The 15,225-nt window shown below is 75.4% G+C and carries 13 protein-coding genes; 8 read left to right on the top strand and 5 right to left on the bottom strand.

What is annotated here, in order from left to right:
- Positions 1 to 57 precede the first annotated feature (57 nt).
- Positions 58 to 2,121: a phosphocholine-specific phospholipase C gene (locus ACFVS6_RS07625; protein ID WP_389701558.1), complete on the bottom strand. Its 2,064-nt coding sequence runs from the start codon at positions 2,119 to 2,121 to the stop codon at positions 58 to 60.
- Positions 2,122 to 2,586: 465 nt separating this feature from the next.
- On the opposite strand from ACFVS6_RS07625, the gene ACFVS6_RS07620 reads away from it, so the two are divergent.
- From ACFVS6_RS07620 to ACFVS6_RS07585, 8 genes are all read left to right on the top strand, one after another.
- Entirely contained in the window at positions 2,587 to 5,415 is a 2,829-nt protein-coding gene (locus ACFVS6_RS07620; protein ID WP_389701556.1) for a GTPase-associated protein 1-related protein, read from the top strand.
- A 174-nt stretch (positions 5,416 to 5,589) separates the two neighbouring features.
- Positions 5,590 to 6,060 (top strand): pyridoxamine 5'-phosphate oxidase family protein, encoded by a 471-nt coding sequence (locus tag ACFVS6_RS07615; RefSeq protein WP_389701555.1) that lies wholly within the window; start codon positions 5,590 to 5,592, stop codon positions 6,058 to 6,060.
- A gap of 191 nt (positions 6,061 to 6,251) precedes the next feature.
- Positions 6,252 to 7,274: a 3-oxoacyl-ACP synthase III family protein gene (locus ACFVS6_RS07610; protein WP_389701553.1), complete on the top strand. Its 1,023-nt coding sequence runs from the start codon at positions 6,252 to 6,254 to the stop codon at positions 7,272 to 7,274.
- Complete coding sequence (locus tag ACFVS6_RS07605) at positions 7,271 to 8,017, top strand: glycosyltransferase family 2 protein (RefSeq protein WP_389701551.1); 747 nt, start codon at positions 7,271 to 7,273, stop codon at positions 8,015 to 8,017. The genes ACFVS6_RS07610 and ACFVS6_RS07605 overlap by 4 nt, the downstream gene beginning before the upstream one ends.
- Positions 8,017 to 9,507 (top strand): AMP-binding protein, encoded by a 1,491-nt coding sequence (locus tag ACFVS6_RS07600; RefSeq protein ID WP_389701549.1) that lies wholly within the window; start codon positions 8,017 to 8,019, stop codon positions 9,505 to 9,507. Before ACFVS6_RS07605 ends, ACFVS6_RS07600 begins: the two co-directional genes overlap by 1 nt.
- 68 nt (positions 9,508 to 9,575) lie before the next feature.
- A complete protein-coding gene (locus ACFVS6_RS07595; RefSeq protein ID WP_389701548.1) occupies positions 9,576 to 9,851 on the top strand; it encodes a hypothetical protein in 276 nt (91 codons plus the stop codon).
- Positions 9,852 to 9,898: 47 nt separating this feature from the next.
- A complete protein-coding gene (locus ACFVS6_RS07590; RefSeq protein ID WP_389701546.1) occupies positions 9,899 to 11,029 on the top strand; it encodes a cytochrome P450 in 1,131 nt (376 codons plus the stop codon).
- Entirely contained in the window at positions 11,026 to 11,943 is a 918-nt protein-coding gene (locus ACFVS6_RS07585; protein WP_389701544.1) for an NAD-dependent epimerase/dehydratase family protein, read from the top strand. Before ACFVS6_RS07590 ends, ACFVS6_RS07585 begins: the two co-directional genes overlap by 4 nt.
- On the opposite strand, the gene msrB is transcribed toward ACFVS6_RS07585, so the two are convergent.
- The 4 genes from msrB to ACFVS6_RS07565 form a co-directional block, all read right to left on the bottom strand.
- A complete protein-coding gene (gene msrB / locus ACFVS6_RS07580) occupies positions 11,915 to 12,331 on the bottom strand; it encodes a peptide-methionine (R)-S-oxide reductase MsrB (RefSeq protein ID WP_389701542.1) in 417 nt (138 codons plus the stop codon). The two genes, ACFVS6_RS07585 and msrB, sit on opposite strands and share 29 nt — an antisense overlap.
- 15 nt (positions 12,332 to 12,346) lie before the next feature.
- Positions 12,347 to 13,741: a UDP-N-acetylmuramate--L-alanine ligase gene (gene murC / locus ACFVS6_RS07575; protein ID WP_389701541.1), complete on the bottom strand. Its 1,395-nt coding sequence runs from the start codon at positions 13,739 to 13,741 to the stop codon at positions 12,347 to 12,349.
- A gap of 70 nt (positions 13,742 to 13,811) precedes the next feature.
- Entirely contained in the window at positions 13,812 to 14,279 is a 468-nt protein-coding gene (locus tag ACFVS6_RS07570) for an indole-3-glycerol phosphate synthase (RefSeq protein ID WP_389701540.1), read from the bottom strand.
- Positions 14,280 to 14,428: 149 nt separating this feature from the next.
- Positions 14,429 to 15,211: a pyrimidine reductase family protein gene (locus ACFVS6_RS07565; protein WP_389701538.1), complete on the bottom strand. Its 783-nt coding sequence runs from the start codon at positions 15,209 to 15,211 to the stop codon at positions 14,429 to 14,431.
- Between the last annotated feature and the right edge of the window lie 14 nt (positions 15,212 to 15,225).

Raw genomic sequence — 15,225 nt, 5'->3', positions numbered from 1 at the left:
CCGGAATCCGGACGGGCCCGGGTCCCCGCACGGGCGCGGGGACCCGGGCCCGACGGTTCAGACCGTCTTGATCGCCGGGTCGGAGACGCCCGGGGCGCCCGTCTCCACGTGGCCGGCGAACCGGCGCAGGAACGTCGCGTCGGCGTCCGAGACGACCGTCACGTCGTACCAGCGGGCCGCGGCGCGCAGGTCCACCGTGTGGGAGACGCTCGCGCCCGCGTTGACCTTGAAGGTCTGGGCGGCGCCGCCGTAGGCGTTGGTCACCGTGAGGTTCACCGCGGCCGTGCCCCCGTTCGTCAGGGTCAGTGCCAGGTTGCCGGTCGCGCCCACGTGGCGGGCCGTCACCTCCGGGCCGGCCTTCTTCGCCGGTCCCTTCCAGGTGCGCAGGAAGCCGTTGGGGCCCCAGACCGTGAGGTCGATCCGGTTGCCGGTGGGGGCGCTGGTGCTCCAGGTGTCGGACAGGGTCTTGCCGGCCTCCACCGTGTAGGGCCACGGACCGTCGGTCCGGTTGCCCGAGGTGCTGTGGAAATGGGCACCCAGCGACGGCCCGGAGGCGAAGGTCAGCGTGAACTTGCCGGTGGAGACGGTGGCCCTGCCGTCCACGTACGGGCTGTAGCCCAGGGCTCGGGTCGGCTTCCCGCCCGCCTCCTGCTTCGGCAGCGCCCCGGTCGCCGGCGGGGTCGGGTGGTAGGACGGGTGACGGTCCTTGTCCGGCGGGACGTACCCGGCCGTGGAGGGCAGCGCGGCGGGTGCGGAGTCCGCCCGGGTGAAGTCGAACGCCGAGGTCAGGTCACCGCACACGGCCCGGCGCCACGGCGAGATGTTCGGCTCCTGCACGCCGAACCGCTTCTCCATGAAGCGGATCACCGAGGTGTGGTCGAAGGTCTCGGAGCAGACGTAGCCGCCCTTGCTCCAAGGCGAGACCACGATCATCGGGACGCGCGGGCCGAGACCGTAGGGGCCGGCCGCGTAGCCCCCGCCGCCGGCGTACAGGTCGCGGGTGACGTCGGCCGTGGACAGGCCCCACGCCGAGGAGGTGGGCGGGTACGGCGGGACGACGTGGTCGAAGAAGCCGTCGTTCTCGTCGTAGGTGATGAAGAGGGCGGTCTTCGCCCAGACGGCCGGGTTCGCGGTCAGCGCGTCCAGCACCTGCGAGATGTACCAGGCGCCGAAGTTCGTCGGCCAGTTGGAGTGCTCGCTGAACGCCTCGGGTGCGGCGATCCACGAGACCTGCGGCAGGGTGCCGTTCACCACGTCCGCGCGCAGCCGGTCGAAGTAGCCCTCGCCCGCGGCGGCGTTCGTGCCCGTGCGCGCCTTCTCGTACAGGGGGCTGCCGGGCTGGGCGTTGCGGTACGCGTTGAAGTAGAGCAGCGAATTGTCGCCGTAGTTGCCGCGGAAGGCGTCGTTGATCCAGCCCCAGTGGCCCGCCGCGTTCAGGCCGTCGCCGATGTCCTGGTAGACCTTCCAGGACACCCCGGCCGATTCCAGGCGCTCCGGGTAGGTCTTCCAGCCGTACCCGAGCTCCTGGTTGCCGAGGACCGGGCCGCCGCCCGTGCCGTCGTTGCCCGTGTGCCCCGTCCACAGGTAGTAGCGGTTGGGGTCCGTCGCCCCGATGAACGAGCAGTGGTAGGCGTCACAGACGGTGAACGCGTCGGCGAGGGCGTAGTGGAACGGGATGTCGTTCCGCGTCATGTACGACATGGTCGTGGCCGTCTTCGCCGGGACCCACTTGTCGTACTTGCCGTTGTTGTAGGCCTGGTGGCCACCGGCCCAGTCGTGGTTCAGGCCCTCCAGGAACTGCATCCCGAGGTCCTCGATCTGCGGGTGGAAGGGCAGGATGTCCTTCGTCCCGTTCGACTGGTGGAAGACCGACTTCCCGTTGTCCTGGAGCACCGGACGCGGGTCCCCGAAGCCGCGGACGCCCTTCATGGCCCCGAAGTAGTGGTCGAAGGACCGGTTCTCCTGCATGAGGACGACGACGTGCTCGATGTCCTGGATGGTCCCGGTGCCGCCCTGCGCGGCCGGGATCGCGGCGGCGCGCGCGATGCTCTCGTTCAGCATCGCGACGGCGGCGGTCCCGCCGGCGATCCGGAGGAACCTGCGTCGGTTGAGTTCAGCCATGGGTGACGACCTCTGGAGGTGAGGGGGGAGTCGAGGGGCGCCCCAAGAACAGCCGCCCCGGGGTACCGGACGGAGATCCCCGTCTGACGTCGGGCCGTACAGCGGGCGAACGGAAAGCCCCGGGAAATGGCTCCCGCACGGCCCCCGCATCTGCTGGAATGACCTTCACACACTGCACGGGGGGCGCAGACGTATGGCGGGGACCGAGCACGGGCACGCCCTGGCCCGGCCCGGCACACCCTCCGCCCGTCCGCCCGCCGCATCGATGGAACGCTACGGGGCACACGGGGCGCGACAACAGCCCTCCGATGTGAGGGTGTTCGGGAGGTCCGACGCGATGGCCCGGTACGGGCGGGGCGCGATGCCCCGGTACGGGAGGGCCTGGACGTCACGGCGGGCGGCGACGCCCCGGGGCGGGCGGGCGTGGACGCCGGGCGGGGCGGCCGCCCGGTCGGAGGGGGACGCATGAACCTCGCGCAGCTCCACTACGCCTCGGGGACGCCCGGCCCGGAGGGTTCCGGTCCGGGCTTCACGTCCGTCACCCCGGGCGTGCCCGCCGCGCTGCTGCGCGAGGCCGGGCGGCTGATCGGGTACGAGCCGCCCGACGACGCCCCGGCGCACCCGTCGGCGGAGCAACTGGCCGCGCTCCCGGTGGCGCTGAGCCTGAGCATCCTCTCCGACGGGAGCCGGCTGCTGGCCCGCTCGGCGTGCACGGACGCGGGTACGGGTACCGGTGCGGACGCGGGTACGGGCACCGGTACTGACGCGGGTACCGATACGGGCGCGGGCGCCGGACCGGCCCGCCCCGGGGTGGGCCTTCCCTTCCACGCGCACGCCGTGCACCTGCCCGGGGCCGCGGGCTCCGGGGCGGCCCAGGGCGCCCTGCCGATCACGGCCTGGGGCTCCCCCCAGTGGGCCTCGCGTACCCCTCCCGGCGGCCCGCCCCCGCCGCTCGCGAAGGTGCCCGCCCCTGGACGGCACGACGCCCCCGGGCTGGCCGCGTTCGTCGCGGCGCGGGGCGCCCGGCTCGCGGGGTTCTTCGCCGACGTGCGCCGGCTCGGCATGGACCCGGAGGCCCCGCGGATCGTGCTCGTGGAGCGCGACAGCCTGGACGTGGCCCGCTGGGTGATGCTGGCGTGCAGCGTGCTCCCGCACCAGCGGGGGCAGTGGCTCACCTTCACCACCTACACGCGGCGTCCCGGCCTGGCCCCGCAGCAACTGATCGGCGTGCGCCCCGGCGGGGAGGCCGAACTCGCCGCGCTCGCCGGGCGGGAACACCGCTACCGGATCCTCGACCCCGCGCGCGAGCCCCTCGCACCGGCCGACTCCGACGCGTCCGCCGGCCCGTGGGCGCGGACCGCTGCGCTGGTCTGGCTGGCGGGCCGGCCCCAACTGTTCGCGGAGGTGCGGCAACTGCCCGGCGACCCCTACGACGCGGGCCCGTTGGCCGCGCTCGCCCTTGCCGCCGGGCTGCCGCTGGACCCGGCGGCCCACGCGGAGGCCGCCGAGTGGACCGCCGAACACGGGGACGCGCTGCCCGACGCCCGCGACCGAGCACCGCGCCGCACACCCGGGCCCGGCCCGACACCACCGGCACCGGCACCGGCACCGCTGCTCTCCGAAGCGCGGCCCGCCGGCCCCCGGCACGCGCGGCGGGCACGGCACGCGGGGGACGACATACGCGACGAGGCGCCGCACCCGGCCGCCGAGGCCGATCGCGCCGAGGGGGTCCCGCCGGGCGCGGGGTCCGGCGTCGACGGCCCGCACGGGGTGGCGGACCGGCGCACGCGGATGGCCGCCGCCCTCGGGGTCGGCCCCGCCGCGCCGTTGCCGGAGGTGGCACGCCGACTGGCCCTCGCGCTGCTGGGCGATCCGGAGCGGGCGTACGGGGAGGACGTACGGGACGGGCTGGCCGAGCTGCCGGCCCTGCGGATCCTCGTGCTGGACCGGCTGGACGCCCTGTCCGCGGGCGATCCCGCCGCCGGTGTCCGACTGTTCGAGCACACCGGGATGCGGCTGGGCGCCGCGGAGGCGGTACCGCACCTGCGGATGTGCGCGCGGGCCACGGAGCCGGCGTGGGCGCGGGCGGACCGGGTCGTCGCGCTGGACACCCTCCTCCGGGACTGCGGGGTCTCCCTCTACGCCGAGCCGCTGGTCCTGCGGACCGGAATGCGGCTGGTGTGGGGTGCGGAGCCGCTGCCCGCCGACGAGGCCCGTCTGGTGCTGGCGACGACGGGCGCGCCGGTGCACCGCGACGCCGGTACCTGGGACCTGCTCGCCTTGGCGGCGGTGCGGGCCCCGGCCGGGGACCCGGCGGCGTCGGACCTGGCGCGGGAGGTGCTGGGCCACTTCGCGACGGAACTCCCCGAGCGGCTGCGCCGGGAGCTCCTGCTGGTGGAGACGGCCCCCGGGCAGGACGACGACGCCCGCCCCGACGAGCGGCCCTACGCACGGGACGCGGCGCACGGGGAAACACCCCCGGACGACCGCCCCGACGACCGACCGGCCGACCGGGCCACGACGGCGACCCGAGCCGGGAGCGCAGGGCGCTCGACCCCGGACCCGGCCCCGCGGACGTCCGCCCGGCCCGACGCCCCGGTGGACGGCCGGGACACCCTGCCGTCGGCACGACCCGGCGCGGACGGGACCCGCTCCATACGGCAGGACCGACGTCCGGACGTCCCCGCGCAGGACCCGGAGCCCCGGGGCCCCGCCCCCGGAGCCGACGCGGCGGCCGGAGCACTCGCGGCGACGGCGGCCCGGCTGCTCGCCCCGGACCGGTCGGGCGCGGCCGGGTTGCGGGCGCTGATCGACAGCGAGGACGCCGAGTTGCTGTCGGCGTACCGGCGCGCGGCGCACGATCCCCGGGTCGGGGCGCTGCTGCGCCGCTCGCCGCGCTTCCTCGCGGACTGCTTCGCCGTCTGGTCCTCGCACCCGCAGGCGGGACCGCTGTGGCAGGAGACCCGGACCGACCTCTTGGAGGGCGTGCTCCGACCCGCCGTACGGGACCTGTCGCCCGAGCGGCTCCTGGAGGCCGAGGAGGAGCTGGCCGGTCACGGGGCGCGCCGGGCGGAGGAGTTCCGTGCCTGGCGGCGGCCGGGGGCCCTCGCGGGGCTGCGTGAGCGGCTGTCGGGACTCCTGCGCCGTCGCCCGCTCCCGCCGGACCCCGGTCCGGGCCCGGGACCTGCCACGACGGCCGCCGCTCCCGACCGCCCGGCGGGCGCCGACTGGGCCGGCGTCACCCGCCGCCGCGTCATCCCGCCCCCGCCGAACGAGCCGCCCCGGAACCACTGAACCCGGGGCGCGGTCCGGGTGTCCCAACCCATCAGGGAGTAACCAACGCAGCGACGGGCCTGGTTGATCGGACCACGGCGGCACGACCGACCGCACGGCCTGGACGATCCTCCGCCCGGCGACCTAGGTCCGGCGTCGGATGCGAAGGGTCGGACGTCGCCATAGTCTCCTCGCATGACGGAAGTTGACTCCCTCCCCGACGGACCCCGCAGCCCCGAGCAACGCAAGCGCGAGGCCTTGGAACGGCTCGTGCGGGACGTGGACGTATGGGTCGCCACGGCCGACGCCACCGGCGAGCCCTGTCTCGTGCCGCTGACCTTCTGGTGGGACGGCGAAGCCGTCTGGCTCGCCACCCGCGACACCAACCCGACCGGGCGCAACCTGAGCGCCTCGGGTCGCGTCCGGCTGTCCTTCGGCCACACCCGGGACGTCGTCCTGGTCCACGGCACCTCGCGCACGGTGCCCCCCGAGGAGCTGCCCGACGGGGTGGGCGAGGGATTCGTCGCGAAGGACGGCTGGGACCCGCGCAAGAGCGGGCCCTCGTACTTCTTCTACCGGGTCACCCCGCAGTTGCTGCAGGCGTGGGGAACCGTGCCCGAGTTGGCCGGACGGACCCTGATGCGCGACGGGAAGTGGCTGGTATAGGGCGTGTTCTGAAAGTGGCGCCGGGCGCCCGAAGCCCTCCGCAGGGCGGTGGGGGCGGCGGCTCGGGGACCGGGCGGTGACGGTCGGGCCGGCCGCCCCGGCGGAGCACGGGCCTCCTACTCAAGGCGCGCGTACGGGATCTGAGCATCCGTACTCAGGACCCGGCGCCGGCGGCTTGTCATCGTGAGGGCATGCCCATTCAGCCGTGTGATCCGCCCCCGCGCGTCGGGATAACCGCCGTCGGCAGCCTGCTGCCCGGGGACGTCCTGACCTCCGACGACCTCCAGCGGGACGTGGCCGGGGCCGGCGGGTTCGCGTTGCCGCCGGGGGTCCTGTCCAGGGCCACCGGGATCGCGTCCCGGCGCGTCGCCGCCGAGGGGGTGTACGCCTCCACGCTGGCCGTCGGCGCCGCGCGCCGGGCGCTGGACTCCGCCGGTCTCGCCCCGCACGACGTGGACCTGTTGGTCTTCGCCTCGGCCTCCCGGGACCTCGTCGAGCCGGCCACCGCGCACATCGTGCAGGCCGAACTCGGCTCCCGGGCGCACGCCCTGGACGTCACGAACGCCTGCAACAGCTTCGTCAACGGCATCGACCTCGCCCGGACGATGATCCTCGCCGGGCGCTCGCGCCGGGCACTGGTGGTCACCGGGGAGACGCCGAGCCGGGCCGTGCGCAGGGCGCCGGCGGACTTCGCGGAGTTCCGCGAGGGTTTCGCCGGCTACACGTTCGGCGACGCGGGCGCGGCCGTGGTCCTGGAGGGGGTGGAGGCCGGCGGGATCCTCGACGTGGACACCGAGACGCATTCGGAGCACTGGGAGGTCGGCGGGATCCCGGGCGGCGGTTCGCGGCACCCGCGCGGGGACGCGTACACGTACTTCCGGGGGGACGGGCACGAACTGCGTGGGGTGTTCGAGAAGGTCGGCACGGCGGTCGTCGACCGGACGTTGCACCGCACGGGTCTGGACTGGGACGGCTTCGCGAAGGTGCTGGTGCACCAGGTGACGGTGCCGTACCTGGAGCGGTTCGCGGAGCTGACGGGGGTCCCTGAGCGGAAGCTGGTGGTGACCGTCCCGGAGCTCGGGAACGTGGCGAGCGCGAGCATCGGGGTGCAGTTGGACCGGGTGTTCTCGGACCTCGCGCCGGGGGAACGGGTGCTGTTCGTCGGTCTCGGCGGCGGGATCAGCATCATGACGATGGTCTGGGAGAAGTCGTGAGCGGCTCCCGCATGTGGGTGGTGGTGCCCGCGCACGAGGAAGAGGCACGGCTGGCGGACACGCTGCGGGCGCTGGCCGCGCAGCGGGACCGGGACTTCACCCTGCTGGTCGTCGACAACGCCTCGGCGGACGGGACGGGCGACATCGCGCGGGCGTTCGCGGCGGACGCGCCGTTCCCGGTGGAGGTGATCGAGGAGCCGCAGAAGGGCGTCGGGTCCGCCGTGGACACCGGGTTCCGGTACGCGATGGCCCGGGGGGCGACGCTGCTGGCGCGGACGGACGCCGACTGCCTGCCCCGGCCCGGTTGGACGGGTGCGGCGCGGGCCGCGCTGCTGGCGCGGCCGGGTCTGGTGTGCGGTCGGATCGTGGCGCGGGGCGACGAGCACGGCCCGCTCGGGCGGACCGTGTTCGCGGGGCTGGTCGCGGTGGCCGCGCTGTTCGGGCGGCTGCGGCCGGAGCACGCCCGCCGACACGGCTACCGGGCTCCGTACCGGATGCACGCGGGGAACAACATGGCGATCACCGCGGACCTGTACCTGGCGGTCGGCGGGATGCCCAGGCGGCCGTCGCCGACGGACCGGCTGTTCCTGAACGCGGTGCGCCGCCACACCGACCGCATCAGCCACTGCCGGACGATGGTCGTGGAGAACTCCACGCGCCGGCTGCGGGCGTACGGCCTCGCCGGTACGGCCCGCTGGTACCTCGACCAGGGCAGCGGCGCGCACGGAACGGATCCCCGCTGATGCTGGACCGACTCGCGGACTCGCTGCGTTCCCGGCCCGAACGGCCCGCCGTCCTGACGGCGACCCGTACGGGCGCCACCCGGGTCCGCGTCACCCGGGGCGAACTCGCCGACCTGGCCGAGGCGTACGCCGCCGCGCTGCACGCGCGCGGCCTGCGGGCCGGGGACACCGTCGGGGTGGCGGTGCGGCCCGGACCGCGGGCCCTCGCGGTGCTGCTGGCCCTGTGGCGGCTCGGGTTGCGCGGGGCCGTCCTCGACCCGGGGGCCGGGGCGGAGGTGCTGCGGGCCCGGCTCGCGCTGGCCCGGCCGGCGCTGGTGCTGGCCGACGCCGCCGCGCAGGCGGTCGCGGGGTGGGCCGGGCCGTTGGCCCGCCGGTCCGGGCTGGAACTGCCGGAGCTGTCCGGGCTGGGGCCGGTGGCGACGGTCGGACGCCGACTGCCGGGGTGCGCGCCCGCCCTGGGGACGGGGGCCTCCCGGACGGGGGTGCCGGCCGGCCGGGACGAGGACGGCGACGCGGTGATCGTGTTCACCTCGGGGACCACGTCCCGACCGCGTGCGGTCGTGCACACCCGGGCCGGTCTCGCGGCCGGGATGGAGACGGTGGCGTCGCTGTTCGACTCCGGGGACGACGGCTCGCCCGTGCTGGGCGGTACGTTCTTCGTCCTCGTGCCTTCCCTGACGCGCGGGGCGCCGGTCGCCCTGCCGGCGCGCCGGCCTCGGGTCCTGGCCCGGCAGTTGGCCGGGCTGCTTCCTCGGGACACCTATCTGACGCCGCCGCGGCTGCGGGACGCCCTGGACGCGGGCGCCCGGTTCACGGGCCGGGTGTGGACGGGTTCGGCCCCGGCGAGCGCCGGGCTGTTGAACCGGGTCCGGGAGGCCGGCGCCGAGCAGGCGTGGGGGGTGTACGCGCTGACCGAGCTGTTCCCGGCGGCCGCGGTGGAGTCCCGGGAGAAGGCCGCCTTCGAGGGGGTCGGGGACCTGGTCGGCGCCCCGCTGTCGGGGGTGCGGGCGGTACGGGACGCCACCGGGGAGCTGTTGCTGGCCGGACCCGCGGCCCGGCACCGCTACCTGGGTGAGGAACCCGATCCGTGGGTGCGCACGGGCGACCGGGCGCGGCTGGATCCGGCCGGGCGGATCGTGTTGGAGGGGCGTTGCAAGGACATGGTGCTGCGGCGGGCGGAGAACATCTACCCGGGTCTGTACGAGCCGGCGCTGCACGTGCCGGGGGTGGAGTTGGGCGTGCTCGTCGGGGTTCCGGCGGGAGACGGGGACGAACGGCTCGTGGCGTTGGTGCAGCCGCGGCGCGGTGTTCCCGAACCGGCGCTGCGGTCGGCGCTGTCGGGGCCGCTGCGGCGGATGGGCACGGCCCGGCCCGACGCCCTGGTGTTCGCCCGGATCCCGCTGTCGGGGCGCTCCCGCAAACCGGACCGGGCGGCGGCCTCGGCCCTGGCGGCGGCGCACCTGGCGGCCGCGGCCCGGCGGGGGCGCTGACGTGCGCGCCGCTCGTCGGGGCGGCCCGGAGCCGCGGCCGGGCGGGTCGCCGGCCGGGCGGGCTGCCGGTGGTGTACGGGCGGTTCCGGGCCGCGCACCGCGATCCTCGCCACCGGGCTCCGTACGGGCTGTGCCACGGCCACGACCCGGGGATCCCCGCCGACCTGTACGTGCGCCGCGGCGGGACCGTCCGGGAGCCGCCGGAGGCGGGTTCGCAGGACGTGGTGCTGCTCAACCGGGCCCGGGAGCGCAGTGCGCGGATCGTCCGGGTCGAGCACCCGGTGGTCGGGAACGGCCTGCGGCGGCTGCGTTCCTGGGGCGCCCGGCGCACCCTTCTCCGGTAGTGGGACCGGTGGTACCGGCCCGTCGACACGAAAGAGGTCCACGTCCGATGAACGGCGCTGCGACGACCGACCGCCCGACGCCCACCGGCCATGCGAGGGCCCGCCGCCGGGACCGCCGGGTCTACCTGCGCGGGCATCCGCTGCTGTTCGGGCTGCTGGCCGCGACGCGCGGGCGGGGTGTGCGCCGGTTGGGCGGGACGCTGCTGGTGCACGACGCGGACGCCTACCGGGAGGCGCTGACCCGGCTGCCGCTGGACCGTACGGCGGAGGGGACGACGGGCGGCGCGGCGCGGGCCGCGTTGCGGGGGGACGGCGACGTGCTGTTCGACCAGGAGGGCGGGGTGCACCGGGCCGACCGGCGGGCCCTCGCGGTCCGGCTGGGGGCGGCCGGGGTGGAGGAGCTGCGGCCGGTGTGGCTGCCGCTGCTGGCGCGCGGGTCGGCCCCGCTGGCCGGGGGCGGCGAGGTGGACGTGGTGGCCCTGACGCGGGAGCTGGCGGGGTCGGTGGCGGTCGCCCTGCTGGGGTCGGACGCGGATCCGGTGCTGTTGGCACGGGCCGCTGCGCGGGCGGCGGCCGCTTCGGTGCGCAGCCACCTGCCGGGCCCGCCGCGGCCCGGTGCGGCGGCCGCGGCGGCAGGGGCCGCGGCGCGGCTGCGGGAGCTGGCCGGGGCGGGGGACGCGCTGTCCTCGATGGTGGCGGTGGCCGCGGTGAACACCACCGTGGCGGCGGTGCCTCGGGCGGTGGCCTGGTGCGCGGACGCGGGGCTGTGGGGGCAGGCCGCGGACCCGGGGCTGCGGCCGCGGCTGGTGGCGGAGTTGCTGCGGGTCACGGCGGCCTCTCCGGTGCTGCCCCGGGTGGCGGCGGCGGGCGGGTCGGTGGGCGGCTGTCCGGTGCGCGGCGGTGACCGGCTGGTGCTGGTGGCCCGGCACGCGGCGGGGGCGCACCGGCGCGACCCGGACGCGCTGGATCCGGCGGGGCCGGAGGTGGCGCGGCTGGTGTTCGGCGTGGGGCCGCACGCGTGTCCCGGGGCGCGGCTGGCTTCCGTCCTGCTGGCCGACGTACTGGCGGAGCTGGCCGTGCACCGTCCGGTGGTGGCGCGGGCACGGGTGGACCGGCGGGTGGCGCTGCCGGGCTGGCGGTCGCTGACGGTGCGGGCGGGCGCGGGGGTGGGGGCGTGAGTGCGCGGATCGCGGTGACGGGGGCGAGCGGGTTCTGCGGCGGGCAGGTGGCCCGGGCGGCGGCCGCGGCGGGGGCGTCGGTGGTGTGCGTGGGTCGCAGGCCGGGGCCGGTGGGGGAACACCGGTTCTGGGACGCGGCCCGTGGTGTGCCGGATCTGGCGGGGGTCGACTTCGTGGTGCACTGCGCGGCGGCCGTGGGCGATCCGGCGCCCGGAGGGCGGGCCGAGGCGGTGATGCGGGCGGTCAACGAGGCGGGGACGGCGCGGCTGCTGCGGGCCGCCGGGGGGCGGCCGGTGGTGTGGGTGAGCAGCGCGAGCGTGTACGACCCGCGGTGTTCGCGCGAGCGGGTTTCCGAGGAGCATCCGCGGGCGGGTCACCTGAACGCGTACGGCCGTACGAAGGCGGCGGGCGAGGCGCTGGCGCTGGCCGGGGGCGCCGTGGTGCTGCGGCCCCGGGCGGTGTACGGGCCGGGTGACACGCAGTTGCTGCCCCGACTGCTGTCCCGGGTCCGGGCGGGGACGCTGCTGCTGCCGGGTCCGGACGTGCGGCTGAGCCTGACGGCGGTGGAGAACCTCGCGGACGCCGCTCTGGCGGCCGCGGGCTGGCCGCCGGGCGCGTACAACGTGGCGGACGCGGAGCCGTACGGGCGGGACGCGGCGATCGGGGCGGTGCTGCGGGCGCACGGGGTGCGGGCCCGGATCCGGCACCTGCCGCTGCCGGTGGCGCTCGCGGCTGCCCGGGCGGCGGAGTCGGTGGCGCGGCTGACGGGCTCGGAGCCCTTGCTCAGCCGGTACGCGGTGGACCAGCTCTCCCGTCCGGTGGTGCTGGACGTGAGCAGGGCCCGGTCGCGGGGGTGGAACCCGCGCCGGACCCTGGAGGACCACCTCAGTTCCCTGCGGCCTCCTTCGGGGTGAGGCGCAGGGAGATGCTGTTGATGCAGTACCGCTGGTCGGTGGGGGTCGGGTAGCCCTCGCCGTCGAAGACGTGCCCCAGGTGGGAGCCGCAGGTCGCGCAGCGGACCTCGGTGCGGACCATGCCGTGGGTGGTGTCGGCGATCAGCTCGACGGCCTCGGTGTCCTTCGGGTCGAAGAAGGACGGCCAGCCGCAGTGCGACTCGAACTTCTCCGTGGAACGGAACAGCTCGGAGCCGCAGCCGCGACAGGAGTAGACGCCCACCGTCTTCGTGTCCGTGTACTCACCGCGGAAGGCCGGCTCGGTGCCCGCCAGGCGCAGCACCTGGTACTCGGACGGGGTCAGCTCCGCCTGCCACTGCTCGTCCGTCTTCTGGACCTCGTACGCCATGACGTTCCCGCTCCCTCAGTTCGACAGGCGGGCGAGGATCTGCGGTCCGAGATCCGTGACGTCGCCGGCGCCCATCGTGAGAACGAGATCACCGGGCTTGGCCATTCCCGCGATGACGTCGGCGACGGCCTCCTTGGAGTGCTCGGCGGTGACGTCGGCGCCCGCGGCGCGGGCCGCGGTGATGATGATCTCGCTGGTGATCCCGGGGATCGGGTCCTCGCGGGCCGGGTAGATGTCGAGGACCACGGAGGCGTCGGCGAGGGCCAGGGCCTGGCCCATCTCCTTGCCGAGCTCCTGGGTGCGGGAGAAGAGGTGGGGCTGGAAGACGACCAGGATGCGGGAGTCGCCCGCGGCGCCGCGGATGGCCTCCAGGTCGGCGGTCATCTCGGTCGGGTGGTGCGCGTACGAGTCGATGACCTGTACGCCGGCCTCCTCGCCCTTGAGCTGGAGGCGGCGCTTGACGCCCGTGTACTTGCCGAGGGCGGAGGCCAGGTTGTGCGCCGGGATGCCGAGCGCGACACCGGCCGCGAGGGCGGCGACGGCGTTGTGCGCGTAGTGGCGTCCGGGCACGGACACGGTGAAGGTGAGCATCCGGTCCTGGATGACCACGGTGACCTCGCTGGTCAGGCCGCGCGGGGTGATCTTGGTGATGCGGACGTCGGCGTCGGCCTCCTCGCCGTACGTGACGACGTGGAGGTCGGGGTTGCCGGCGACCCGGGCGGCGATCTCGGCGGCGCCCGCCTGGCCGTGGGCGACGACGAGGGTGCCGCCGGGCACGATCTTGGAGACGAAGGTCTCGAAGGACTCGTAGATCTCTTCCATCGACGCGTAGTTCGCGTGGTGGTCGAGCTCGGCGTTGAGGATGATCGCGACCTGCGGGACGTACTTGTGGAAGCTGCGGTCGCTCTCGTCCGCCTCTGCGACGAAGATGTCGCCCTCGCCGTGGTGGGCGTTGGAGCCGGGGGCGTCCAGGTCGCCGCCGATGGCGTACGAGGGGTCCAGGCCGAGCGCCGACAGGGAGACCGCCAGCATCGAGGTGGTGGTGGTCTTGCCGTGCGTACCGGCGACGGCGATGGGGCGCAGGCCCTCCATCACGCCGGCGAGGGCGTCCGAGCGGTGCACGACGGGGATGCCGAGTTCGGCGGCCCGGGCGAGCTCGGGGTTGTCGGCGCGGATGGCGCTGGAGACGACCACGCAGGTGGCGTCGTCGGCGAGGTGCCCGGCGGCGTGCCCGATGTGGACGGTCGCGCCGTGGGCGCGCAGCGCCTGGGCGGTCTCGGAGTCACGGGAGTCGCTGCCGGCCACCTTCGCGCCGCGCTGCGCGAGGATCTTCGCGATGCCGGACATGCCGGCGCCGCCGATGCCGATGAAGTGGGGCCGTTCCATGGCGGTCGGCAGGCCGGGCTTCATTCAGGTCGCTCCTGGATCGTGTGCGGGGTGCAGCGGACTGCGGCGGGCTGTGCGGTGTGACCGCACCAGCCTATTCGTTGTGGGCGAAGAGCTTGAGCACCGGAACCCCGACCTTGTGCCGGGCCCGGGAGGCCCAGTCCCGGTGGAAGAACTCCTCGACGAAGTGCGGGGCGGTCAGGACGATCACCTCGTCGGCGCCGGTCTCGTCCACGACGGCCTTCAGCTTGTCGAGGGGATGGTCCTCGACGATCTGTCCGACGGCCGTGGCCCCCTTCGTGCGCAGGGCGACGAGGGAGTGTTCGAGAGCCGTCTCGGCGGGTCCCCTGGCGTGCTCCCCCTCGGGTTCGTCGCCCTCGTGGAGGGCTTCGGGGAGCTCGCCGAGCGCCACGTCGTCGATGGCGCGGAGCAGGCGGTCCTGGTCTCCCCGGGGCTGCATGAGCACGACGAAGGAGACCTGGTCGTCTCCGTGCAGGGTGGTGACGAAGTCCACGTCCACCGTGGTCAGCGGCTGCTCGATCATCAATACGCTCGTGAACACGGACGCCCTCTCCTTCATGGGCCGGGGCCGGTCGGCCGGCCCCTGCGGAAACCATCCTGCCCCGCTGTCCCGCGGGGCCGTGCGCAGTTATGTGTGCCCAGGTATGTGCCCGGCGGAAGCAAAGCGGAACGACAAATTCCGCCTCTTTCTCAGATCCGACGGTAACTGGTGAAGAGGAACCCGGCCTCCTCCAGTACGCGGGCCGGGACGAGCCGGTGCGGAACCGTGACGGAGGGTCCGCCCGCGATCCGCTGGGCGTCGCCGGCCGTGAGCATCGGGGAGATCGTCAGGCACAGCTCGTCCAGTACGTCGGCGGCCACGAACTGGCCCAACAGCCTCGGGCCGCCCTCGGTGAGCTGACGGCGCAGCCCGCGCCCGGCCAGCTCCCGCACCGCCCGGGCGGGGTCCACGGCGGCGCCGTCCCCCGCGACGATCACCTCGGCGCCGGCCTTGCGGGCCGCGGCCACCCGTTCGGCGGGCGCCGCCGAGCCCGTGAGGACCAGGGTCGGCTCCAGCGGGGAGGTGAACAGCGGCAGGTCGAAGTCCAGCTCCATGCTCGCCGTGATCACCGCGATGGCGGGCGCCGTCCCCTGACCCGCGGCCGCGCGGCGGGCCGCGAAGACCTCGCGGGCCCGGGCCGGCCGGTAGCCCTCCTGGCGAACCGTTTCCGCGCCGACGACCACCACGTCGGCCAGCGCCCGGAGGGTGCCGAAGATCCGCATGTCCGTCTCGCCCGAGATCGGCTGCGAACGGCCCTCGTGCTGGGCGGCCCCGTCCAGGGTGGAGACCATGTTCGCCCGCAACCAGTGCCCGCCCGGGGCCGGCTCCGGGTAGGCGTAGGCATCCGCGAGCTCGTCGAGCGACCACTCGCGGTCGACCGCGTCCTGGGACGGGGCTGATGTCTGATCGGTCACAGGGAACAGGCGTCGCATCGGTGCAGTGTGCC

Origin of the sequence: Streptomyces sp. NPDC057939 (genome assembly GCF_042887545.1) — a bacterium.
GTDB lineage: Bacteria > Actinomycetota > Actinomycetes > Streptomycetales > Streptomycetaceae > Streptomyces.
The sequence above is the reverse complement of the archived record's forward strand: the minus strand, read 5'-3'. Positions and strand labels throughout refer to the sequence as shown.

Coding starts and splice junctions, on each gene's coding strand:
- ACFVS6_RS07625 (WP_389701558.1), bottom strand. CDS start 2,121: ATGGCTGAACTCAACCGACGCAGGTTCCTCCGGATCGCCGGCGGGACC.
- ACFVS6_RS07620 (WP_389701556.1), top strand. CDS start 2,587: ATGAACCTCGCGCAGCTCCACTACGCCTCGGGGACGCCCGGCCCGGAG.
- ACFVS6_RS07615 (WP_389701555.1), top strand. CDS start 5,590: ATGACGGAAGTTGACTCCCTCCCCGACGGACCCCGCAGCCCCGAGCAA.
- ACFVS6_RS07610 (WP_389701553.1), top strand. CDS start 6,252: ATGCCCATTCAGCCGTGTGATCCGCCCCCGCGCGTCGGGATAACCGCC.
- ACFVS6_RS07600 (WP_389701549.1), top strand. CDS start 8,017: ATGCTGGACCGACTCGCGGACTCGCTGCGTTCCCGGCCCGAACGGCCC.
- ACFVS6_RS07590 (WP_389701546.1), top strand. CDS start 9,899: ATGAACGGCGCTGCGACGACCGACCGCCCGACGCCCACCGGCCATGCG.
- msrB (WP_389701542.1), bottom strand. CDS start 12,331: ATGGCGTACGAGGTCCAGAAGACGGACGAGCAGTGGCAGGCGGAGCTG.
- murC (WP_389701541.1), bottom strand. CDS start 13,741: ATGAAGCCCGGCCTGCCGACCGCCATGGAACGGCCCCACTTCATCGGC.
- ACFVS6_RS07565 (WP_389701538.1), bottom strand. CDS start 15,211: ATGCGACGCCTGTTCCCTGTGACCGATCAGACATCAGCCCCGTCCCAG.